The sequence below is a fragment of the Pedobacter yulinensis genome, assembly GCF_003029735.1.
Classification (GTDB): Bacteria; Bacteroidota; Bacteroidia; order Sphingobacteriales; family Sphingobacteriaceae; genus Pedobacter; species Pedobacter yulinensis.
The window spans coordinates 17,034-38,503 of record NZ_KZ686268.1 but is presented as its reverse complement, the minus strand read 5'-3'; the positions used below and the strand labels follow the sequence as shown (position 1 = coordinate 38,503).

The window sequence follows — 21,470 nt, the reverse complement described above, 5'->3', positions numbered from 1 at the left end:
TTTTCCGAAGCATTAAAGCTCGAGGGTCAGGTGAATAAAAAATTCTTTTGCACTCTCGCGTACGATCAGCTCATGCCGGTTGGGATACATGAGGGCCAGGCGTTTTTTAACGTTTTGCAGCCCGATTCCACTTTTCATTTTTTCAGGATCGGTGTCGGCCTTGAGATGTATGCTGTTGTGCACATCAAAAAACAACTTATTTTCTTTGGTTTGCAGTGAGATCCGGATGTGTGAGGGTTGCTGCAGGCTGATGCCGTGTTTGAATGCGTTCTCTACAAAAGGAATCAGCAGCATGGGCGTAATCTGCAGGTTGCCTGTCTGGTCCTGGATCTGTTCAAGGATCTGTACCTGTGCTGAAGAGGAGGTGCGCAGCTTTTGCAGCGCGATGTAGTTGACCAGATAATCTACCTCACGTGTCAGTGAGATCTTGTCCTGCATGTTCTCCTGCAGCATGAACCGCATCATGTCACCAAGTTTCTGAATGCCTTCGCCGGTACGCTCTGCGTTTTCCTGGAGCGCCGTGCCATACAGCGTGTTGAGCGCGTTGAACAAAAAATGCGGATTGATCTGCGATTTAAGGAAACTCAGGCTGGCGTCTGATTTGCCGAGTTCACTCTTCAGCGAAGATATCTCAGCCAGGTTTGCATTTCTCCGCCGGTAGGCGTACCATGAAAAAGGGGCGCTGATAAACAGCTGTACGGGAACGTTGAAGCAGATGACCACGATAAGAACCTCGTTATTGTGGCCAAAAAGGGTAGCCAGTAAGGCCAGTGGTATGCTCAGTCCCAGTGAAATCAGAAAGATGCGCCCGAAATAAGCGCGGAACTTCTTCATTTGCGCGGTCATTTCCGGGATCAGGTAATAAATCGAATAGATAACAATGGCGATGGTTGCAAAAACGATCAGGGTCCAGCTTACCACGATTTGCAGCGGTGCGCCGCTAACCACCCAGAAGAGCAGGCCCACAAACCAGAATGCAGCCCCAAAAAGCATTTCGAGCATCATGCGGTTGTCCTTACCGAATGGCGGCTGGTTACCGGCCCTGAAATGAAGAATCAGCTGCTTCAGGATAAAGTAAATGACAATAATGATGATCGTCCAGGCAGCATAGGTAAATGCCTGGAAAAAGATGTGGTTATAGCCGGCGTGGATGCTGTCATACCTGACCAGCAAATAGGCCTTGCTGTAAGTTCCGGTAATGCCCAGGACCAGCCCCGTAATCAGGAAAGCACCTCCCAGCAAAATCCCATGCAAGGCAATGTTCTGCCGCTTGGCGAGCGCCGGCAGTATACAGAAATGCAGCAGCAGAAATACGAAATACAGGAGAGAGTACCTGAAAAGCTCGGGGATAAAGAAGTTGCTGAAATGCGAAAACCGGATGCCGGCCTCGTCAAATTGATGGCGCTCGCGCCAGGGTATGTCTGGTGAATCGCTTCCAGCTTCAGAAACCAGAAAAAACACGGCCATTGCATACAATGCAGTGGCCACCCAAAATTCGACCTTGTTGATATCCTTTGCTTTCATGTGAATTAAAATCTGATACAATTTTAGGAACCCTGCTGCACTCCATTTTGAAAATGTGATAAACATCGATAAAAATGTGATGAATTAAAGCTCCTGGGTTTTTTTTAGGCAATTTTTGGCTAACCGGCGCCGACGCCTCATTCAGACCCGCACACATGCCCGGGCTGAAAAAATTAAACCCAGGTTTTTTGCGTTTCAGCACATTTAGGATGGCATTCAGCACATTTTCTATACAACTGCCGGCGCTGTCTTAATCTTGCAGCATAATAATCCAAAGAAAATGAATGCGAAAAAATACTTGTTGCTGTGTCTGGTCACCATATTGAGCTATGCCGGCGCACATGCACAGAAAACAGCTGTGCTGAAGGGCAGGGTGGTCGACTCGGCCGGCCGCAAACCCATTGGGGCGGTGAACGTTGCCCTGCAAAAAGACAAACAGACCATATCTGCGGTCAATACCGACGCCAACGGCATGTTTATGCTAAAAACCCTCGCACCCGCACTGTATAAGCTGGTCTTTTCAAGTGTGGGGTACGCTCCGCGCGAGGTCCAAGTAAAAATTGATGCAGAGGCAGCAGACAAAGACCTTGGTACCCTGGCCCTGTTTGCAACGAGCCATAGCCTGAAAGAGGTGGCCGTTACAGGCAGCAAACCCCTCGTCAAACAGGAAATTGACCGGCTTAGTTATGACGTTCAGGCAGATCCCGACAGCAAAATGCGGAGTGTGCTTGAAATGATGCGTAAAGTGCCGTTGATCACGGTAGACGGTATGGACAACATCAAACTGAAAGGCAGCGGGAATTTCAAGATCCTGATTAACGGACGGGCCTCAGGCATGATTGCGCGTAACCCGCAGGATATTCTGAAAGCCATGCCTGCTACCAGCATTCAGAAGATCGAAGTGATTACCACGCCGCCTGCAAAGTACGACAGCGAGGGACTGGCCGGCCTGATCAATATTATTACCAACAAAAAGGTAGACGAGGGCTATAACGGCCGGCTGGGGTTGCGGTACATCGACCCTTCCCAAGGTCTTAGAACTGGGGCTAACACCACAATTAAAACCGGTAAATGGGGTTTAATGTTCGATGCCGGTATCTCGCAGCGCAACCAGCCAGAAGTGGCCTCTGTCAGCAACCGGGTTAGTTCAGGTGCGCAGGCCGGCAGCCTGTTCCAGACCGGAAGCAATGTGTCAAAAGGCAAAAATTATTATGGTTCGACGCAGATCAGTTTTGAGGCCGATACGCTCAACCTGCTCACCGCATCATTTTCATTTTACAACAGCCGCCGCAACACAACAGACCTTCAGCAGTCCAGGCTTTATGGCACGCAAAGCACCCTGCAACAGTCTTTTGACCTCCTGAATACCGGCCGCAACGGCTGGGATGGCATGGATGCCGGCCTGAACTACCAGCTCGGGTTTAAGCGCAACAAGGAACAGCTGCTTACCTTTTCCTATCAGCTGACCCGTTCAGGCAACCTGCAGAATAACGATGTCTTTATATCGGAACGCCTGAATTTCGACGCCCCGAACTACCGACAGAACAACAAAGGCTATCTCCTTGAACAGACAGCCCAGGTAGATTACGTGCACCCGGTTACCAAAAATTTCAACATGGAGCTGGGTGGTAAGGCTGTCATCCGCGACAACAAAAGCAATTTTGGTTTTGCCTCCTTCAATGCACCAACGCAGGAATACCAGACAGATCCGCAGCGTACGAACGATTTTCTTAACACCCAGAATGTATATGGGGTGTACAATTCTTACCAGTACAATACCGGCAACTGGGGCTTCAAGGCCGGCCTGCGTGCTGAACTGACCACGATCAATGCCGATTTTGTATCGCAATCGCAGCTGCTTAACAAAACGTTTTTTAACCTGATTCCTTCTGTTTCGATTGCCCGTAAATTTAAAGATCAGGGTACGGTTAACCTGGGGTATACCCAGCGCATTGAGCGTCCGGGCATCTGGGAACTGAACCCCTTTATCGACAGTTCGAACCCGAATTTCGTTTCTTTCGGTAATCCAGGCCTGCGGCCTGTGCTGAGCAACAACTTCGAACTTGGGTACAGCAAATACAAAAAGGGCTCGTTCAACATCAACCTCAGTTATGCCTTTGCCAACCGCACCGTGCAGCGACTGAGCTGGTATGATGAGGTACAGAAAGTCACCTTTTCAAGCTACCAGAACGCCGGGCAGGACCGCAGGCTGGGTGCCAACCTGCACATCAGGTATCCGATTGCAAAATTCGTAGACTTCAACTTCGGGGGTAATTTGTACTACGTTTGGTTCAGCGGAGCGAGCGATGGACGGCTTTATCAGAATGATGGGGTACAGGGCCATGGGTACGCCAACCTGAATGTGAACCTGGGCAAAGGCACACGCGTCGGGGTGGAGTATGATTATGACAGTCCGAACCTGACGCTGCAGGGTCGCTCGAACCAGCTGCATAATTCTTTGATCTTCGCAGGCAAAGACCTCATCAAAAACAAGCTGATGCTTTCGGCCGCTGCGATCAATCCATTTCAAAAATTCCGGGAAGTGCGCAACGTAACGCAGGGTGAGAATTTCAGCCAGAACAGCCTTACACAAAATTACTACCGGCAGTTTGGTGTAGACCTTACCTGGCGCTTTGGTGCCCTGAAACAAGGTATTCAGAAAAATAAACGCGGGATCAGGAACGACGACGTCAAGTCGGGCAACAACCAGAATTGATATATGGTCCAGGTCTGGTCGTTTTAAGAACCTTTCTGGCAATTGGGACCGTGCCGGCCGCGAAATGCGTGCTGGTGCGGTTTTTTATTTAGCCCATTTCAATCTCTGCTGTTAAATATCTAATTTGGCAGCCTCAATAATCAGGCTATGCTCAAAGTTTATGGAATCCCGAATTGCAATACCGTCAAGAACGCACTCAACTGGCTTAAGGGCCGGGGCATTGACTTTGTATTCCACGATTTCAAAAAGAGCAGCGTAACCCCCGAAAGGCTTCATGAATGGTTTAGCGAATTCGGATGGGAGCAGGTCGTCAATAAAAAGGGCCTTACCTGGAAAAAACTAACACCTGAAGAGCAGGCGGCCGTGCATGATGAATCAACAGCCGCAGCCATGCTGGTCCGCAACACCAGTGCCATCAAACGTCCGGTCATTGAGCAGGATGGCAAACCGGTGCTCATTGGCTTCCAGGAGGCTGCATATGCAGAAAAATTGTCCTGAACGTCATGTTAAATTGTGTTAAACGCAAACCAAGGTTAAATGATCTGTGTTATTATTGCGATATGATGCGTAAGTTACTGATTACCGGAATTCTGTTCCTGCCCCTGTTGGCGGCTGCCCAAACTGTTGTAACAGGGGGGGTGTATGATCAACAGCGCCGGTCCATTCCGCTCGAGGGCGCCATCATTACCAACATCAAATCGCAACGCACCGCTCAAAGCGATAAAAGCGGTCGCTTTACCCTGCAGGCAAATACCGGCGACCTGCTTCAGATTAAACTTTCCGGCTACCGCACAGACACCGTATACCTGCCCAACCTGCTGCCTAAATTTATCTACCTGACCGAGCAGGCCACCAGCCTGCGCGATGTGGAGATCAAGGGAGCCCGGCTGGCCAAGGGCATAGGCGGGACAGACCCTGAGGCAGAAGAGTTCAGACGTGTAGGCACTGGCGGAAACTTGAACCGTAAAGCCAACGACGGCAAAATAGGCGGTTTAAATCTGAATCTGGGTTACGGCAAGTACCGCCGTGCACAGAAAAAAGAAGCCGAACTTGACCGCAGGTCGCGCCTGTATGACGAGATCAACTACAGTTTCAACGAACAAACCGTGGCGAATGTGATCAATACGCTGAAAGGCCAGGATCTGAAAGATTTCATCGCTTACTATAAACCCAGACCGGAAGACGTTTCAGGCGCGCAGAAATTTGACTACAATGCCTACATTGTCGATTCGTATAATGAATGGGTTAAACTAACCCCCGAACAGCGGAAACAACGCTCGCTGCCCAAGCTGGATTCAAATTAAGCCGTTTACGTAACATTCCTGCCCCTTTATTTTGTGCTCTGGGCAAATCGGCTAAATTTGCCGCGTATCAATTAACTGACGATTATGAATAAGAAACTTGCAAAGATCCTCGGGTCTTTAGGCTTGCTGGCGGCACTGACAAGCCCATTGGCTGCGCAGGATGCACCCAAGGGGTACGACTACCAGGAAGCCTTCGGACCGCTTTTTTACACACAAAACGGAAACGAATACCGATCTGCAAGCGGGTACCCGGGACCGAAATACTGGCAAAACCGGGCAGACTACCAGATCAAGGCCGAGCTAAACGAAAGTCGGAACCAGGTAACGGCCAGCATGACCATTACCTACAAAAACAACAGTCCCGACAAACTGCCATACCTGTGGCTGCAGCTGGATCAGAATCTTTTTGCAGATTCCTCGCGCGGTAATGCCATCATCCCGCCGAAAAGCCGGTACGGGGCACAGGGCGAGCGTTTTAACGGCGGCTATAAAATTACCAACCTGAGCGTACAGCGCCGTGGAAAGTCGTTGAAATTCGATCGCATCATAGAAGATACACGCATGCAGATCCGTCTCGATGAGCCCATGCAGGCTGCAGGCGATGTGGTGACGATCAAAATGGATTATACATTTGTGATCCCGAAAGAGGGTTCTGACCGTCTCAGCCACGTTACAACCAAAAACGGCGAAGTTTATGCCGTGGCGCAATGGTTTCCGCGCATGTCTGTGTACGATGATGTGCTTGGCTGGAACACGCTTCCATATTGGGGTGCAGGCGAATTTTATACCGAATTTGGCGATATCAACTTCGAAATTACCGCACCGGCCAGCCACATTGTAATGGGCTCGGGCGAATTGCTTAACCCAAAAGAAGTGCTGACTCCGCAGCAGCTGAAACGCTGGGAAGAGGCTAAACAGAGCGAAAAAACTGTGCATGTGCGGTCTGAAGCAGACCTAACGGACCCGGCGTCCCGGCCGTCGAAAGACAAACTGACCTGGAAATTCCGGATCACCAACGCCCGCGATGCGGCCTGGGCATCATCTAAAGCCTTCGTGCTCGATGCGGCACGGATCAACCTGCCCAGCGGCGCCACATCGCTTGCCGTATCGGCTCATCCTGTAGAAAGTAACGGGCAGGATGCGTATGGCAGGGGAGTAGAGTATGTGAAAGCATCGATCGAACATTACTCCAAAATGTGGTTTGAGTATCCTTACCCAATGGCCGTAAACATCGGCGCAGCCATTGGTGGCATGGAATATCCCGGTATTGTGTTCTGCAGTTGGAAAGCAAAAGGCCAAAGCGTATGGGGCGTAATCGATCATGAGTTCGGCCACACCTGGTTCCCGATGATCGTCGGATCAAACGAGCGCAAATACGGCTGGATGGACGAGGGATTCAACACCTTTATCAACGGCCTTTCTTCAGACGCTTTTAACAATGGCGAATATAAAGAACGCCCGATGAACATGCACATGATCGGTTCCCGCATCATCGGTAATCCGAACGGCGATAAAATGATGCTCATTCCTGATGGCATGGCAGAACGGAACATTGGCATGAACCTCTACTTCAAGCCCGGAATCGGTCTGAAACTGCTTCGCGACCACATTTTGGGCCCAGACCGGTTTGATTACGCGTTCAGGCAATACATTAAGCACTGGGCATATAAACACCCGACACCTTTTGACTTTTTCCGGTCAATGGACAACGCGGCCGGCGAGGAACTTTCCTGGTTCTGGCGCGGCTGGTTTATCGAGAACTGGAAAATGGACCAGGCAGTAACCGATGTGGCTGTTGTAAAGGAAAACGGCGCGGTGAAACGGGTCGATATTACGGTAACCAATCTTGATAAACTGCCCATGCCCATCATTCTCGAGGTCAAAACGAAAAGTGGCAAAACAGAACGCATCAAGGTTGCGGCAGATGTATGGATGCGCAATACCAAATGGACAATACGTCACCCCATATCGGAAGATGTTGTCTCGGTCGTGCTTGACCCGGCAAAGGTTCTTCCCGATGCAAACGAAGAAAACAACACCTGGACAGCCAGATAAATAAGAAGTCTGCAGCAAGCGCTGCAGACTTTTTTACTTTCTGGATTTTGCCGTTCAGCAGAAAATTCACAACTTACCGCAGATGTTTGAACCCAGGCAAAACAAACTGGTGTCGGGATTTTTTTCCTGGTACATTTCTTTCCTGATTAAAAGAAACTTTACTTCTTACACCTACAGCGACCTTGACACAGGTGGCAGCGAATCTGTTTTGCTGCTTGCCAATCATTTTAGCTGGTGGGATGGTTTCCTGCTTTTCCACCTGAACAAAAAGACGTTTCGCAGAAACTTTCATGTCCTGATCACCGCAGACAACTATAAAACCGTCTTTTTTCTGAAATACCTCGGCGGGTTCGCCGTGAGCAGGCCGGGCAGGGATATTGTCGAAACCCTGTCCTATGCGGGTAAACTGCTCGAACAGCCAGGAAATCTGGTGCTTTTATTTCCGCAGGGGAAAATCTATTCCAGCCAGGTGGGTTCCATACAGTTTGAAAAAGGCGTGATGCAGATTCTTCAGGCCGGCGAGCGCCGGTTCCGGGTGGTGTTTGCCGCGACTTTTACCGATTACTGGGACCGCAAAAAGGCTGCGGTTAAAACCTACCTGCAGGAATGGGTTCCTGAGCCGTACGTGAGCCTTCAGCTTTTAAAAAATGCTTACAACAAGCACTATCAGCAGTCTGCAGAAGAACAAAGTCGAAAAGTGGTATGATCCCGTTCCTGTATGCCGTACTTATTTTCCTGGTGCTGCGCTTTAGCGTAACTGTGTTCAATTTTGTATCGAACCCCAAGCTGGGCAGGTATGGCCGCCACTATGACGACCGGGTTTCCATCCTGATCCCGGCACGCAACGAAGCTGCGCGGATTGGGCTGCTTTTGCAATCGATTCTTGATCAGGACTACACGAATTACGAAGTGATCATATTGGACGATGACTCGACAGACGATACTTATGCAGTCTGCGAACGCTTCGCCAGTGCCGACAGCCGCTTTCGTGTGGTGCGCGGCCAGCCGCTGCCGGCAGATTGGCTGGGTAAAAACTTCGCCTGTCATCAGCTCGCGGCGTTGGCTACAGGCACAAGTCTGCTGTTTCTCGATGCTGATGACGAAGTGGCCCCCGGCCTGATCAATAACCTGCTGTTCAGGCTGAAAACTTATAAGCTTGCACTGGTCAGTCTCTTTACCAATCAGGTGATGTATACCTTTGGTGAATACTGTACAGTACCCCTCATGCATTTTCTCTTGCTGAACCTGTTGCCGCTCAGATTGGTGAGGCTGAGCCGGAATCCGGCGTTTGCTGCAGCCAGCGGGCAATGTATGTTCTTTGATGCGGCGGTTTACCTCAAAGAGAACTGGCACGCCAGCGTAAAAGGGAAGGTGGTAGAAGATATTGAGATCATGAAGCTCGTTAAAACGACGGGATACCAGGCAGAGGCCCTGCTGGCGAACGGCTTTGTGCGCTGTCGCATGTACGACGGCTTTTCAGCTGCAGCAGCCGGTTTCAGCAAAAATTTACTGGCCGGTTTTGGAAACAACATCTTCATCCTGCTGTTGTACCTGGCGTTGGTCATTGTCGGGCCCGTGCTAATGGTTGTCGAATTTGATATAGGTTTGCTTATCTTGCCGGCAGTTTTGATCGCATTCTCGAGAATGATGATCGCGTACCTGTCGGGACAAAAAGTCCTGTACAACCTGTTGCTGCATCCCCTGCAGATGTGCGCGTTCCTGTTCATCGCGGTCTTATCAATAAAAAAACACCTGTTTAAAACGAGTACATGGAAGGGAAGAACGATCCGGTCGATCTGAAAGCGAAAAAAATCGCTGTTGCTGTTATCATCATTTTTCACCTGGTCGGCCTGGCCGGCTTTTTATGTGGGCCGCTGCGGCCGTATTTTATACAGCTTGTGCCCTTTCACCTGCTGCTGATGTTCGGGGTCATCGTGTTCTCTTACCGCGGTCCGTTAAACCGGCTGATGCTTTTTGTTAGCGGTGTATTTGTTAGCGGGTTCCTGGTCGAAGTGCTCGGCGTGTATACCGGGAATATTTTCGGTAGTTATTATTACGGACGCACCCTCGGGCTTAAAGTATTTGCCGTGCCGCTGCTGATGGGCGTAAACTGGGTAATTCTCATTTTCAGCGTTGCCCAGATGATCAGGGCTTTGGGAATCAGGCACAGCATCCTGGCATCGCTGCTCGGGGCCGTGCTGCTCACGGTACTTGATTTTTTCCTCGAGCCGGTGGCTATGGCGCTCGATTTCTGGCACTGGAACTGGAGCACCGTTCCGCTGCAGAATTTTATTGCCTGGTTCGTGGTTTCGCTGATCCTCCTGAAATTTTGTTATGCCACCGATCTGAAGCAGCAGAAGTACGTGGGTGCGACGATGTTCCTGGCACAGCTGGCATTTTTTGCCATTCTGCGGTTTGCCCTTGCTTAATATAAATTGTGTATTTTTGCAACAATGAGTTATAACCTGTCAGTTACGATCGATCAATCTTCCGGTTTCTGTTTCGGGGTCGTCTACGCGATCGAAATGGCAGAAGATATCCTGGAATCAGCGGGTTATCTGTATTGCCTTGGCGATATAGTCCACAACGATGAAGAAGTGCTGCGGCTAAAACAAAAAGGGCTCATTATCATCAACCACGACGACCTTCAGAACCTTCGCAATGAGAAGGTACTGATCCGGGCACACGGCGAAGCGCCTTCCACTTATGAACTGGCGCTGCAAAACAACCTGACGCTGATCGACGCGTCCTGTCCCGTCGTGTTAAAATTGCAGAACCGCATCAAAAACTCGCATGATGAAGATGAGTCCATCCTCATCTTTGGTAAACACGGGCATGCGGAAGTGATTGGCCTGCAGGGCCAGACAGGCGGAAAGGCTATTGTTTTCCAGGATTTGGCCGAGCTTGATAACCGGGAATTGCCACAAAAATTTACGCTCTACAGCCAGACCACCAAAAGCACGGAGAAGTTTTATCATATCAAAGAACAACTGCTGAGCCGCGGTTACGAGGTGAAGGCGAATGATACCATTTGCAGGCAGGTCTCTAACCGTTACGATGAGTTGGAAGCCTTTGTGCAGAAGTACGATAAGGTCGTATTCGTATCCGGAAAAAAATCTTCAAACGGAAAAGTGCTTTTTGATGTTTGTAAGAAGCACAACCCGGAGTCTTTTTTCGTTTCTACAATTGAGGAGATTGACAAAGCCTGGTTCCGGGTAAACGATAAGGTGGGTATCTGCGGCGCCACGTCGACCCCGATGTGGCTAATGAAGCAGGTCAAGGAAGAGCTTGAACGCTATTGATACCCCGCCGAAAGAAAATGCACCATGCAAGCAGTACGACCATCTTCAACAGCCGGCCTCCTGGCCGCCGCCTGTCTCATAATACTTTGGGGCGTTAGCCTGCTGTTGCTCCTTAGCTGGGATTTTTCCTGGCAGAACCCGCTTGCCTATATCATGGTATTTGTACAGATGCACCTGTTTACCGGCCTGTTCATTACCGCGCATGATGCCATGCATGGCAGTGTTTCGTCAAATGCCAGCCTGAACACACTTGCAGGTCGGGTTTGTGCTTTTTTGTATGCCGGCTTCTTTTATGACGGCCTGTACGAGCGCCACCATCGCCATCACCGTCATGTTCACACCGCAGATGATCCCGACTATGCGCCGCATGGCTTTTGGCGCTGGTACTTTAGTTTCATGCTGCGGTATCTTTCCTGGATCCAGTTGCTGATCATGGCTGTGATCTTCAACTTGCTGAAAATCTGGTTTCCGGAAAAAAACATCCTGCTGTTCTGGGTCGCACCAGCCTTGCTGAGTACGCTGCAACTGTTTTATTTTGGTACCTACCTGCCCCATAAAGGTGAACACGATAATGCGCATCACGCGCGCAGTCAGCGAAAAAATCACTTAGCCGCATTTCTCAGCTGTTATTTTTTTGGCTACCACCTGGAACACCATGAAAAACCGTATCTGCCCTGGTGGCAGCTTTATAAAACCAAAGACCAGGGCGGCTAAGCCCGGCTCGGCCGTCTTTTTTTACGCAGAAATGTCCCGCCGGCTGCTTAAATTGGCGATATTTGCGGCAAACATCAAAACAGAAACCAGGGCTTGCTAAGTATATGGGGAAAAAAGGAATTTTATTGGTAAACCTGGGCACACCAGACAGCCCTGAAGTAAAAGACGTAAAACGGTATCTTGACCAGTTCCTGATGGATGAACGGGTCATCGACATCAGCGACTTCAGGCGTGCATTGCTCGTAAAGGGAATCATTGTGCCGTTCAGGAGTCCGAAAACATCAGCGCTGTACAAGAAGATCTGGGAACCGAAGGGCTCTCCGCTGCTCTATTACAGTGAGATCCAGGCCCAGATGCTTCAGGATAAACTTGGGCCTGGTTACCAGGTTGAACTGGCCATGCGATATCAGAATCCATCGGTTGAGCGTGCGCTTTCCAGGCTGAAGGAAGGGCTGGTAGAGAGCATTAAAGTCATTCCCCTTTTTCCGCAATATGCATCGGCCAGCACGGGCTCGGTCATGCAGCTTGTCATGGAGCTGCTAAGCAAATGGCCTACCATACCGCCAGTCTCTTTTGTCAACTCCTTTCATGACCATCCTTCTGTGATCAGTACGTTTGCCGATCATGCACGCCGCTTCGACCTGGCCTCTTTCGATCATGTATTGTTCAGTTTCCACGGGCTCCCCGAACGGCAGCTGCTTAAATGCGACCATACCGGCAGCCACTGCCTGAAAAATAAAGATTGCTGTGCGCAGCTTACCGATGTGAACAAATTCTGCTACTCGGCACAGGGGCATGATACTGCCCGGCTGATCGCCGCAGAACTTGGTATTGAAAGAAAAGACTATACGGTTTGTTTCCAGTCTCGATTGGGTAAAGAACCCTGGGTACAGCCTTATACGACAGATGTGCTGAAAAAACTGGCCGCCGAAGGTAAAAAAAGGCTGCTTGCTTTCAGTCCGGCATTTGTGGCTGACTGCCTTGAGACCATCTATGAAATTACCGTCGAATACTGTGAAGAATTTAAAGCGCTTGGCGGCGAACATGTTCAGCTGGTAGAAAGCCTGAACGACGATCCGAAATTCATCGAGGCCCTTGAAGACCTTGTTTTAAACGGCTAGATTATGAAAAGCTGCCAGGTTGTAGTCATGGGTGTTTCGGGGAGCGGCAAATCTGTGGTTGGCGAAGCCATAGCAGGAGCACTGGGCGCCGTTTTCCTGGAAGGAGATGCCTTCCACCCGCTGGCCAACGTGGAAAAAATGAGCAAAGGCATTCCTTTGCAGGATGCCGATCGCGCCGGCTGGCTGGAAACGCTTCGCAGCGAGATTAGCCGGTACCATGAAACCGGACAGTCCTGCGTATTGAGTTGTTCAGCATTAAAAAAATCTTACCGGGACTTGTTGCGATCAGGTGCGCCGGGACTTTATTTTTTGTACCTGCATGCAGATAAAACGGTACTCCGCTCACGCCTCGCGCAGCGCGAAGGGCATTACATGCCGCTCAGCCTGCTTGACAGCCAGTTGGAAACACTGGAGCCGCCCGTTAATGAGGACCGTGCAGTCATCATTGACGCCATGGTCGGCCAGGATGAAGTGATAGCTGCCTGCCTGCAGGCCCTTAAAGAAAAAAATGGAAATTGATCAGGATAAATTAAATAAGCTTACCAAAAGAACTGAAGGTGATTATGCGGCCTTTCTTTATGATGTAGACGGCACACTTGCCGATAATATTGACGCACACAAGCAGTCGTACCAGGAGGTAGCAGCCGGATATGGTGTAGCGCTGGATACGGATTTGATTGATGAAACCGCTGGCTGGCCCACCGTTGTGGTGGCGAAAGAGATCAGCCGCCGGTACGGTGTCGAGCTGCCAGAGACGTTTGCTGCAGAAAAGTCGGCCGTTTTCTTTGAAAAATTTATAGACAAGACGGTACCTGTAGGATTCGTGGTTCAGCATCTGAAAAACCACGCCGGCAAGGTACGCATTGGTATCGTGTCAGGAGGTTCCCGCACCACAGTTACCCGTACACTGACCGTGCTGGGTATTATAGACCAGGTCGAGGTGCTCGTTTGTGCGGGCGATACCAAACTCGGTAAACCACATGCGGATCCGTTCCTGCTTGCGGCACGCCAGCTCGGCGTTGAGCCGGCGCGGTGCATCGTGTTCGAAGACGGCCAGCCCGGTGTGGATGGTGCGATCGCGGCAGGTATGGATTGGGTGCGCGTTGACCAGATCTAAACCAGTATTTTTCTGAGTATAGCCTGTGTGGCGCCGGTATGCCGCTGGACGTATTCCCTGGCCCGCTCGCCGGCAGCCCCTTCAGCTGCAAAAAAGTCGAAGGCCGAACGCAGGCTGTTTTCATCGGTAATGCGCCGGGCCGCACCGGCTGCGCGCAGGTCTTTCGCTTCCTGAAATTTATGATCGTTGGGTCCGTAAATAACCGGTAAACCGAATGCCGCGGCTTCGAGTGTATTGTGTATACCTGCGCCGAACCCGCCGCCTATATAGGCTATTTTACCATACCGGTATAATGATGACAACATGCCGATGTTGTCAATAATCAGCACGCGTGCTGCAGCCGCCCGGGCGGCAGAGTACGCCGAAAAAAGCAGGGCATCAGGAAATCTTTTCTTCAGGTCGCTGATATGCGCTTCCCCGATCTCATGCGGAGCCAGGACCATTTTCCATGCATTTTGTTTTTGCATCAAACCTGCCAGTAACTTTTCATCGGGAGGCCAGGTACTGCCCGCAATAAGTACAGGATGCCCGGCAGCAAAAAGTTCGACCTCAGGAATTTCTGCAGGTGCGGCGGCATGGGCGGCCACCCGGTCAAAACGCGTATCGCCGGCCAGACTCAGATTACTGAAACCAAGCCCGCGGAGCAAGGCAACGCTTTCCTGGTTTTGCAGAAAAAACCAGCTTACAGCTTTCAGAATATGGCGGTTGAAGCCGCCATACCATTTAAAATAAACCTGGTTCTGTCTGAAGATCGCAGATACCATATACAGCGGAATCTGCCGCCGGCTCAACTCCCTGAAGTAATGATACCAATAGTCATACTTGACAAAGATGGCCATTTCAGGGTTGAAAGCGTCAATTAACCGGCGGGCATTGCGTGCCGAATCAAGGGGCAGGTAAAAAACACCATCTGCAAGCGGATAATTTTTCCTGATCTCATACCCGGAAGGGGAGAAAAAGGTAATCAGGATAGGTTTGGCGGGAGCTGCGGCTTTTAGTGCCTCAAGCACCGGCCGCCCCTGCTCGAACTCGCCCAAAGATGGAAAATGGAGCCAAACATGCTTTTGGCTCGGATTTACCCCGGCGGCGATGTTCTTCCAGACATCCTGCCGTCCCCTGATGAACAGCCGGGCTTTACCATTCCATAAGGCAACGAGCCTGACCACCAGGCCGTAAATTCTTATTGATAAGTTGTAAAGCAAAAGCATCTTCGCGCCGAAATTGTTATCTTCGCCGAAGATAGAAGTTTAAAATTAATTCCTAAACCCATGAAGATCGCAGTTATCGGAACAGGCTATGTAGGCCTAGTCACAGGCACCTGTCTTGCAGAAACAGGAAACGACGTCATTTGCGTCGATATCAATGAAGCCAAAGTAAAAAAAATGCAGGATGGGCAGGTGCCCATTTATGAGCCCGGACTGGATCTTCTTTTTCACCGAAACATTGCCCAGGACAGGTTAAAATTTACCACCGACCTGGCCATGGCCATAAAGGATGCGCAGATCATTTTTATGGCGCTGCCAACGCCTCCGGGAGGAGACGGAGCTGCCGATCTTTCGTATATCCTGGGCGCTGCCAAAGACATTTCCAAACTGATCACCGATTACAAGGTGATCGTTAATAAATCGACTGTTCCCGTAGGTACCGCTGACAAGGTACGCGCCGTATTCAGCGAAAATACCGATGTGGAAGTCGACGTGGTCTCAAATCCTGAATTCCTCCGCGAAGGTGTGGCAGTAGAAGACTTCATGAAGCCCGATCGGGTGGTGGTAGGAACCACAAGTGAAAGGGCTAAAAAACTAATGGCCGAACTTTATGGTCCCTATGTACGTCAGGGTAACCCAATCCTGTTCATGGACGAACGTTCCTCTGAACTGACTAAATATGCTGCCAACTCTTTCCTGGCCACAAAGATCACGTTCATGAACGAAATTGCGAACCTGTGTGAACTGGTCGGTGCAGATGTTGACGCAGTGCGTAAGGGCATCGGTTCAGACAGCCGCATCGGCAAACGTTTCCTGTTCCCGGGTGTGGGTTACGGTGGTTCTTGCTTTCCGAAAGATGTGCAGGCACTTGTCAAATCGGCCGACGAGAATGATTATCATTTCGCCATCCTGAAGTCGGTAATGGACGTGAACGAAAAACAGAAAACGATTCTTGTAGAAAAGGTGCTGAAATACTATGCGAACAATGTACAGGGCAAACATTTTGCGCTCTGGGGTCTTGCCTTCAAGCCGGAGACGGATGATATTCGTGAAGCCCCGGCACTGTACATCATTGACGCACTGATCAAACACGGTGCAACCTTAACCGTTTTCGATCCCGAGGCCATGGCAAATGTAAAAGCCCTCATTGGCGACAAGGTTAATTATGCAGAAAATGCATATGACGCGCTTGAGAACGCAGATGCCCTGCTGATCGTGACCGAATGGTCTGTTTTCCGCAACCCGGATTTTGAACGTCTGGAAAGCACCCTGAAAAATAAGGTCATTTTTGACGGCAGGAACCTCTATGACCTTGAAAAAATGATCGATCTCGGTTATTATTACAACAGTATCGGACGCAAGCAGATCAATTAGACATGGCCAGAAAAAGAGTTTTAATTACAGGTGCCGCCGGTTTTCTCGGCTCGCACCTTTGCGACAGGTTCATTGCCGAAGGTTTTCATGTTATCGGCATGGACAACCTCATTACCGGCGATCTTGATAACATAGAACACCTGTTCAAACTGGAAACCTTCGAGTTTTATAACCACGATGTTTCCAAGTTTGTGCATGTACCGGGCGAGCTGGATTACATCCTGCATTTCGCCTCGCCGGCAAGTCCGATCGACTACTTGAAAATCCCGATCCAAACCCTGAAGGTAGGCTCACTGGGCACGCACAACCTGCTCGGCCTGGCCCGCGCCAAGAAGGCCCGGATGATCATCGCGTCAACATCAGAGATCTACGGCGACCCAAGCGTAAATCCGCAGCCTGAAGAGTATTGGGGAAATGTAAACCCTGTTGGTCCGCGGGGCGTTTATGACGAGGCCAAGCGTTTTCAGGAAGCCATTACCATGGCCTACCATACGTTCCACGGCCTGGAAACACGCATTGTGCGCATTTTTAATACCTACGGACCAAGAATGCGACTGAATGACGGCCGTGTGCTGCCGGCCTTTATCGGGCAGGCACTTCGCGGCGAGGACCTGACGGTCTTTGGTGACGGTTCGCAAACCCGATCGTTCTGTTACGTAGATGATCTTGTAGAGGGAATTTACCGGTTGCTCATGTCAGATTATGCTTCGCCGGTTAACATCGGTAACCCGGATGAAATTACCATCAAACAGTTTTGTGAAGAGATCATCAAATTAACTGGTACAAACCAGAAGATCGTTTACCGCGAACTGCCACAGGATGATCCGAAGCAGCGCCGGCCGGATATTACCAAGGCAAAGGAACTGCTCGGCTGGGAGCCCAAGGTGCACCGCGCCGAAGGGCTGAAAATCACTTATGAGTACTTCAAGTCGCTTCCCAAAGCAAAGCTGGAAAAGATAGAACATAAGGACTTTACCACCTACAATAAGTAAGGTTAACCCATGAGCCGGCCCGCAGCCGGCTCATGGTGCAACTGACAGCGCCTTAAGGCTCGCCCAAAACCTAAAAAACCACATAGATACACAAATGAAGATACTTGTAACAGGCGGAACAGGATACATCGGTTCCCACACTGTTGTGGAACTGCATCATGCAGGCTATGAAGTCGTGATTATCGACGATCTTTCCAACTCCAGCATCCGTATACTCGATCAGATCGAAGCGATCATCGGCAAGAAGCCCCAATTTTTCCAGTTTGACCTCTGTGATGAAGCCAGAGTCAGGGCTTTTGCCGAAGAAAACCAGGATATTTCTGGTATTATTCACTTCGCAGCCTCGAAAGCGGTTGGCGAATCTGTCGAAAAGCCACTAAAATATTACCGGAACAATTTTTTTAGCCTGATCAATTTACTGAGTGCTTTTAACCGGAAACTGAACTTTGTTTTTTCGTCTTCCTGTACCGTATATGGTCAGCCTGACCGCCTTCCGGTCGACGAATCGGCCCCGGTAAAAAAAGCGGAATCGCCTTATGGCAATACCAAACAGATCGCCGAAGAGATTCTCGCCGAAACCTGTGCCGTGACGCCCGCGCTGAACGTGGTTTCACTTCGTTACTTTAACCCGGTGGGTGCCCATGCATCGGCATTGATCGGTGAGCTTCCAAACGGTGTTCCGCAAAACCTGGTACCGTTTATTACGCAGTCGGCCATTGGCAAACGCGGCCCGATCACTGTTTACGGCAACGATTACAGCACGCCTGACGGAAGCGCTATCCGCGATTATATTCATGTCGTTGACCTGGCAAAAGCTCATGTGGCTGCCCTGAAGCGTATGCAGGAAGAACGCAGCGAAGGCAACTACGAAGTGTTCAACGTTGGTACCGGCAAAGGATCTACGGTGTTGCAGATTATCAGCGCGTTCGAATCATCAACCGGCGAAAAACTCGATTACCAGATCGGTCCGCGTCGTGAAGGAGACATCGAACAGATTTATGGCAGCGTGGAAAAATCTGCAGAGAAACTGGGCTGGAAAGCTGAGCTCGGTATCGAAGAGATGATGCGCTCAGCCTGGGAATGGGAAAAGTACATCAAAGCCAATCCGTTTGAATGAAATTAAGCGAGCATCCTGATCTCAAGAAAACGATTACGGCCCTTCCCGCAAAGGAGAAGGACAAGCTGCTGCTCCGTTTGCTCGCAAAAGACAAAGTGCTCACCGAGCATTTGCACTTTAAGCTGCTGGAAAACGCCGCAGACTTGGAAGACCGGAAAGACAAACTCCGGGCACTTGCAGATGAAGCCGTACCCGAAATGGAACGGCTGAATGCCAAAGAGGCGCTAACCAGGCTCCGTAAACTGATGAAGGAACTTAATCACTTCGTCAAAGTGACCAAAGATGCGGAAGGTGAAGTGGAACTGAAAATCTACCTGCTGTCTGTTGTTCCTTTAACCTATAAATCGAAGACCTACAGTTTCAGGGACTATGCTATTTTATTTAATACGTATTACACCAAAGCTGTTGCCGCTGTCCTTGTGAAATTCGGCAAATTGCACGAAGATCTCCAGTTCGACCTGACTGAGGCGCTGAACGGGCTGCTGCGAAAAATTTATGCCTCAAAAATGGCCGGGCCCGCTGCTTACCAGGGTCTGCCCGAAAAAATTGATTAACATGCCAAAGAAAATTCTCATTACCGGCGGTGCCGGCTTTATCGGCTCTCATGTGGTGCGCCGCTTTGTTTCCAACTATCCCAACTACGAAATCGTTAATCTCGACAAGCTTACTTATGCCGGCAACCTGGCCAACCTGAGCGATATCGAAGACCGCCCCAACTACCGCTTCGTGAAACTGGACATTACAGAAGCAGCGGCGATGAACGAATTGTTCAGGACGGAAAATTTTGACGGCGTGATTCATCTCGCAGCTGAATCGCACGTTGACCGCTCCATTACAGACCCTACCGCTTTTGTCATGACCAATGTGATCGGGACCGTGAACCTGCTCAATGCTGCACGCGAGCATTGGAAAGGATCGTATGAGGAGAAACGTTTCTATCACGTTTCAACCGACGAGGTGTACGGTGCACTCGGCGAAACCGGGATGTTTACCGAAAGCACCGCTTATGATCCGCATAGTCCGTACTCGGCTTCGAAAGCCTCGTCAGACCATTTTGTACGTGCGTATCATGATACCTATGGCCTGGATGTGGTGATTTCCAATTGCTCAAACAACTATGGTTCACACCACTTTCCTGAAAAGCTGATTCCCCTTGCCATTAACAACATCAAGAACAGCAAGCCTGTGCCGGTTTATGGCCGCGGGGAAAATGTGCGCGACTGGCTGTGGGTAGAGGACCATGCACGCGCCATTGATGTGATCTATCACCAGGCGGCAAGTGGCCAGACTTATAACATTGGCGGGCACAACGAATGGAAGAACATTGACCTCATCAACCTGCTGTGCCGCATCATGGACAAGAAGCTGGAGAGAGAACCTGGAACCTCTGCCAAGCTCATTACATTCGTAACTGACCGCGCGGGGCATGACCTGCGTTACGCCATCGATTCGGCTAAGTTGCAGAAAGAACTGGACTGGGTGCCCAGCCTCCAGTTTGAAGAAGGTCTGGAAAAAACAGTAGACTGGTACCTTGAAAATGAGGATTGGTTAAATAACGTAACTTCAGGCAACTACCAGGCATACTACGAGAATCAATATCAAAACCGGTAAATAAGCTGAAAACGGTTATTCATAGCGTAAGGCTTCGACTGGATCCAGTTTCGAAGCCTTTTTTGCTGGATAATAGCCCGACATGATTCCAACGCCAACACATAGGGCCAGGCCACCGATGATAAATTTCCAGGGGATAATGAAGGAGCCACCCATGAGCAGCGAGATTACGTTACCAAGGCCAATTCCAAGAAATATGCCCATCATGCCCCCCATGAGGCAGATCACAACCGCTTCAATGAGAAACTGCTTGCGGATAACCGCCGGGTTGGCACCGATGGCCTTTCTGACGCCAATCTCGCGCGTGCGCTCAGTTACTGAGACCAGCATGATATTCATCAGGCCAATAGAGGCACCAATCAATGTAATGACACCGATAGCCACACCCCCGATCGCGATGAAATTAAGATTTTCGAAAAGGGTCTGGGCAACCGCGTCACTTTTGGTGATCTCGAAATTGTTCTCGGCGGTAACCTTTACTTTACGAATGTTTCTGAAAAGCGCGGTCGATTCGCCGATTACCTCTTCCATGAGGTTGTTGTCGGTTACGTTAACCGTAATGGTATAGGAGGGATTGGCGTTTGCATTAATCTGCTTCGCTTTGAGCAGCGGTACATACACCGAGCGGTCGCCGCTGAAACCCATGCTCGAACCTTTGGATTCGAGTACGCCCACGATCTTGAAGCGGTTGTTGCCCACGCTGACCAGCTTATCAAGAGGCGATTCTTCGGGAAAGAGCTTTTTGACCACCTCGCTGCCTACAATACAAACATTGCTGCCCAGCTCGATCTCTGATACACTGAAATTTCGACCCAGTGAGATGTTCAGGCCCTGCGAGGCCAGTCCGTTTTCATCTGTACCCTGTACATTAATATTGGGATTGGTCTTTTCATTGCCATACTTGATGGTTGAGGCTCCGCTGGCAAAGACGCTGAGCGCCACGGTTGCCGGTGCCTGAAGCTGCTCTTTGAAGGCCTTTGCATCTTCATAGCGGATGGCCTTGTACCGTTTAGGCCGTTGGCCCGAGCCGCCGATGCGGATGCCGGTTCCGCGGTTCCTGATGGTGAAGGAATTGGCGCCCATGCTCGAAAAAGCTTCTGTCATGCTTTTTTTTACCGCATCGAGGGTAGTGAGGATGCCGACCAGGGCTGTTAAACCGATCGCAATGATCAGGGCCGTCAGCATGGTGCGCAGGCGGTTGCTCTTAATAGACTGGATGGCAAGACGGATGTTCTCTCTGTAATTCATGTTTGGCCGCGTATGCCCGATCAGTTGCCGATAGACTGCCTGGCGTTATAAAAATAAAAAGTCCCGCGGT

20 protein-coding genes are annotated in these 21,470 nt (G+C 50.2%); 17 read left to right on the top strand and 3 right to left on the bottom strand.

Annotated features, from left to right (window positions below; translation table 11 throughout):
• Positions 1-12: 12 nt before the first annotated feature.
• Positions 13-1,524, bottom strand: coding sequence for a sensor histidine kinase (locus C7T94_RS00185; protein ID WP_162618498.1), 1,512 nt, complete (start codon positions 1,522-1,524; stop codon positions 13-15).
• A 280-nt stretch (positions 1,525-1,804) separates the two neighbouring features.
• On the opposite strand from C7T94_RS00185, the gene C7T94_RS00180 reads away from it, so the two are divergent.
• From C7T94_RS00180 to C7T94_RS00125, 12 genes are all read left to right on the top strand, one after another.
• Positions 1,805-4,240: a TonB-dependent receptor gene (locus C7T94_RS00180; RefSeq protein ID WP_162618497.1), complete on the top strand. Its 2,436-nt coding sequence runs from the start codon at positions 1,805-1,807 to the stop codon at positions 4,238-4,240.
• Between the two features lie 147 nt (positions 4,241-4,387).
• Entirely contained in the window at positions 4,388-4,738 is a 351-nt protein-coding gene (locus C7T94_RS00175) for a Spx/MgsR family RNA polymerase-binding regulatory protein (protein WP_107212511.1), read from the top strand.
• 62 nt (positions 4,739-4,800) lie between these two features.
• A complete protein-coding gene (locus C7T94_RS00170; RefSeq protein ID WP_107212509.1) occupies positions 4,801-5,544 on the top strand; it encodes a hypothetical protein in 744 nt (247 codons plus the stop codon).
• An 84-nt stretch (positions 5,545-5,628) separates the two neighbouring features.
• Positions 5,629-7,599 carry a M1 family metallopeptidase gene (locus C7T94_RS00165; protein ID WP_107212507.1) on the top strand — a complete coding sequence of 657 codons (1,971 nt, stop codon included), beginning with the start codon at positions 5,629-5,631 and terminating at the stop codon, positions 7,597-7,599.
• A gap of 82 nt (positions 7,600-7,681) precedes the next feature.
• Positions 7,682-8,305, top strand: coding sequence for a lysophospholipid acyltransferase family protein (locus tag C7T94_RS00160; RefSeq protein ID WP_107212505.1), 624 nt, complete (start codon positions 7,682-7,684; stop codon positions 8,303-8,305).
• Positions 8,302-9,399 carry a glycosyltransferase family 2 protein gene (locus C7T94_RS00155; protein ID WP_107212503.1) on the top strand — a complete coding sequence of 366 codons (1,098 nt, stop codon included), beginning with the start codon at positions 8,302-8,304 and terminating at the stop codon, positions 9,397-9,399. The genes C7T94_RS00160 and C7T94_RS00155 overlap by 4 nt, the downstream gene beginning before the upstream one ends.
• Positions 9,369-10,028 carry a carotenoid biosynthesis protein gene (locus tag C7T94_RS00150; protein WP_107212501.1) on the top strand — a complete coding sequence of 220 codons (660 nt, stop codon included), beginning with the start codon at positions 9,369-9,371 and terminating at the stop codon, positions 10,026-10,028. Before C7T94_RS00155 ends, C7T94_RS00150 begins: the two co-directional genes overlap by 31 nt.
• Positions 10,029-10,052: 24 nt before the next feature.
• On the top strand, positions 10,053-10,901 hold the full coding sequence (locus C7T94_RS00145) for a 4-hydroxy-3-methylbut-2-enyl diphosphate reductase (RefSeq protein ID WP_107212499.1): 849 nt from the start codon (positions 10,053-10,055) through the stop codon (positions 10,899-10,901).
• Positions 10,902-10,925: 24 nt separating this feature from the next.
• On the top strand, positions 10,926-11,615 hold the full coding sequence (locus C7T94_RS00140; RefSeq protein WP_107212497.1) for a fatty acid desaturase: 690 nt from the start codon (positions 10,926-10,928) through the stop codon (positions 11,613-11,615).
• A 104-nt stretch (positions 11,616-11,719) separates the two neighbouring features.
• Complete coding sequence (gene hemH, locus C7T94_RS00135; protein ID WP_107212495.1) at positions 11,720-12,736, top strand: ferrochelatase; 1,017 nt, start codon at positions 11,720-11,722, stop codon at positions 12,734-12,736.
• 3 nt (positions 12,737-12,739) lie between these two features.
• Complete coding sequence (locus C7T94_RS00130; RefSeq protein ID WP_107212493.1) at positions 12,740-13,255, top strand: gluconokinase; 516 nt, start codon at positions 12,740-12,742, stop codon at positions 13,253-13,255.
• A complete protein-coding gene (locus C7T94_RS00125; RefSeq protein WP_107212492.1) occupies positions 13,245-13,853 on the top strand; it encodes an HAD family hydrolase in 609 nt (202 codons plus the stop codon). Before C7T94_RS00130 ends, C7T94_RS00125 begins: the two co-directional genes overlap by 11 nt.
• Here C7T94_RS00125 and C7T94_RS00120 read toward each other — a convergent pair.
• A complete protein-coding gene (locus tag C7T94_RS00120) occupies positions 13,850-15,061 on the bottom strand; it encodes a 3-deoxy-D-manno-octulosonic acid transferase (protein ID WP_107212490.1) in 1,212 nt (403 codons plus the stop codon). The two genes, C7T94_RS00125 and C7T94_RS00120, sit on opposite strands and share 4 nt — an antisense overlap.
• A gap of 60 nt (positions 15,062-15,121) precedes the next feature.
• Here C7T94_RS00120 and C7T94_RS00115 point away from each other — a divergent pair, with 60 nt between their 5' ends.
• The 5 genes from C7T94_RS00115 to rfbB all read left to right on the top strand — a co-directional run bounded on the left by C7T94_RS00115 (position 15,122) and on the right by rfbB (position 20,152).
• Positions 15,122-16,432 carry a UDP-glucose dehydrogenase family protein gene (locus C7T94_RS00115; RefSeq protein ID WP_107212488.1) on the top strand — a complete coding sequence of 437 codons (1,311 nt, stop codon included), beginning with the start codon at positions 15,122-15,124 and terminating at the stop codon, positions 16,430-16,432.
• Positions 16,433-16,434: 2 nt separating this feature from the next.
• Entirely contained in the window at positions 16,435-17,424 is a 990-nt protein-coding gene (locus C7T94_RS00110; RefSeq protein ID WP_107212486.1) for a UDP-glucuronic acid decarboxylase family protein, read from the top strand.
• 94 nt (positions 17,425-17,518) lie between these two features.
• The gene (gene galE, locus C7T94_RS00105; protein ID WP_107212485.1) at positions 17,519-18,541 is read left to right on the top strand and encodes a UDP-glucose 4-epimerase GalE; all 1,023 of its coding nucleotides are present in this window, start codon (positions 17,519-17,521) and stop codon (positions 18,539-18,541) included.
• Positions 18,538-19,095: a hypothetical protein gene (locus tag C7T94_RS00100; RefSeq protein ID WP_107212483.1), complete on the top strand. Its 558-nt coding sequence runs from the start codon at positions 18,538-18,540 to the stop codon at positions 19,093-19,095. Before galE ends, C7T94_RS00100 begins: the two co-directional genes overlap by 4 nt.
• 1 nt (position 19,096) lies before the next feature.
• A complete protein-coding gene (gene rfbB / locus C7T94_RS00095; protein ID WP_107212481.1) occupies positions 19,097-20,152 on the top strand; it encodes a dTDP-glucose 4,6-dehydratase in 1,056 nt (351 codons plus the stop codon).
• 15 nt (positions 20,153-20,167) lie between these two features.
• Here the strand turns inward: rfbB and C7T94_RS00090 are convergent, their stop codons facing one another.
• Positions 20,168-21,400 (bottom strand): ABC transporter permease, encoded by a 1,233-nt coding sequence (locus C7T94_RS00090; protein ID WP_107212479.1) that lies wholly within the window; start codon positions 21,398-21,400, stop codon positions 20,168-20,170.
• Between the last annotated feature and the right edge of the window lie 70 nt (positions 21,401-21,470).

Coding starts and splice junctions, on each gene's coding strand:
- C7T94_RS00115 (WP_107212488.1), top strand. CDS start 15,122: ATGAAGATCGCAGTTATCGGAACAGGCTATGTAGGCCTAGTCACAGGC.
- C7T94_RS00110 (WP_107212486.1), top strand. CDS start 16,435: ATGGCCAGAAAAAGAGTTTTAATTACAGGTGCCGCCGGTTTTCTCGGC.
- C7T94_RS00130 (WP_107212493.1), top strand. CDS start 12,740: ATGAAAAGCTGCCAGGTTGTAGTCATGGGTGTTTCGGGGAGCGGCAAA.
- C7T94_RS00140 (WP_107212497.1), top strand. CDS start 10,926: ATGCAAGCAGTACGACCATCTTCAACAGCCGGCCTCCTGGCCGCCGCC.
- C7T94_RS00165 (WP_107212507.1), top strand. CDS start 5,629: ATGAATAAGAAACTTGCAAAGATCCTCGGGTCTTTAGGCTTGCTGGCG.
- hemH (WP_107212495.1), top strand. CDS start 11,720: ATGGGGAAAAAAGGAATTTTATTGGTAAACCTGGGCACACCAGACAGC.
- C7T94_RS00155 (WP_107212503.1), top strand. CDS start 8,302: ATGATCCCGTTCCTGTATGCCGTACTTATTTTCCTGGTGCTGCGCTTT.
- C7T94_RS00120 (WP_107212490.1), bottom strand. CDS start 15,061: ATGCTTTTGCTTTACAACTTATCAATAAGAATTTACGGCCTGGTGGTC.
- C7T94_RS00180 (WP_162618497.1), top strand. CDS start 1,805: ATGAATGCGAAAAAATACTTGTTGCTGTGTCTGGTCACCATATTGAGC.
- C7T94_RS00125 (WP_107212492.1), top strand. CDS start 13,245: ATGGAAATTGATCAGGATAAATTAAATAAGCTTACCAAAAGAACTGAA.
- C7T94_RS00175 (WP_107212511.1), top strand. CDS start 4,388: ATGCTCAAAGTTTATGGAATCCCGAATTGCAATACCGTCAAGAACGCA.
- C7T94_RS00185 (WP_162618498.1), bottom strand. CDS start 1,524: ATGAAAGCAAAGGATATCAACAAGGTCGAATTTTGGGTGGCCACTGCA.
- rfbB (WP_107212481.1), top strand. CDS start 19,097: ATGCCAAAGAAAATTCTCATTACCGGCGGTGCCGGCTTTATCGGCTCT.
- C7T94_RS00090 (WP_107212479.1), bottom strand. CDS start 21,400: ATGAATTACAGAGAGAACATCCGTCTTGCCATCCAGTCTATTAAGAGC.
- C7T94_RS00150 (WP_107212501.1), top strand. CDS start 9,369: ATGGAAGGGAAGAACGATCCGGTCGATCTGAAAGCGAAAAAAATCGCT.
- C7T94_RS00100 (WP_107212483.1), top strand. CDS start 18,538: ATGAAATTAAGCGAGCATCCTGATCTCAAGAAAACGATTACGGCCCTT.
- C7T94_RS00160 (WP_107212505.1), top strand. CDS start 7,682: ATGTTTGAACCCAGGCAAAACAAACTGGTGTCGGGATTTTTTTCCTGG.
- galE (WP_107212485.1), top strand. CDS start 17,519: ATGAAGATACTTGTAACAGGCGGAACAGGATACATCGGTTCCCACACT.
- C7T94_RS00170 (WP_107212509.1), top strand. CDS start 4,801: ATGATGCGTAAGTTACTGATTACCGGAATTCTGTTCCTGCCCCTGTTG.
- C7T94_RS00145 (WP_107212499.1), top strand. CDS start 10,053: ATGAGTTATAACCTGTCAGTTACGATCGATCAATCTTCCGGTTTCTGT.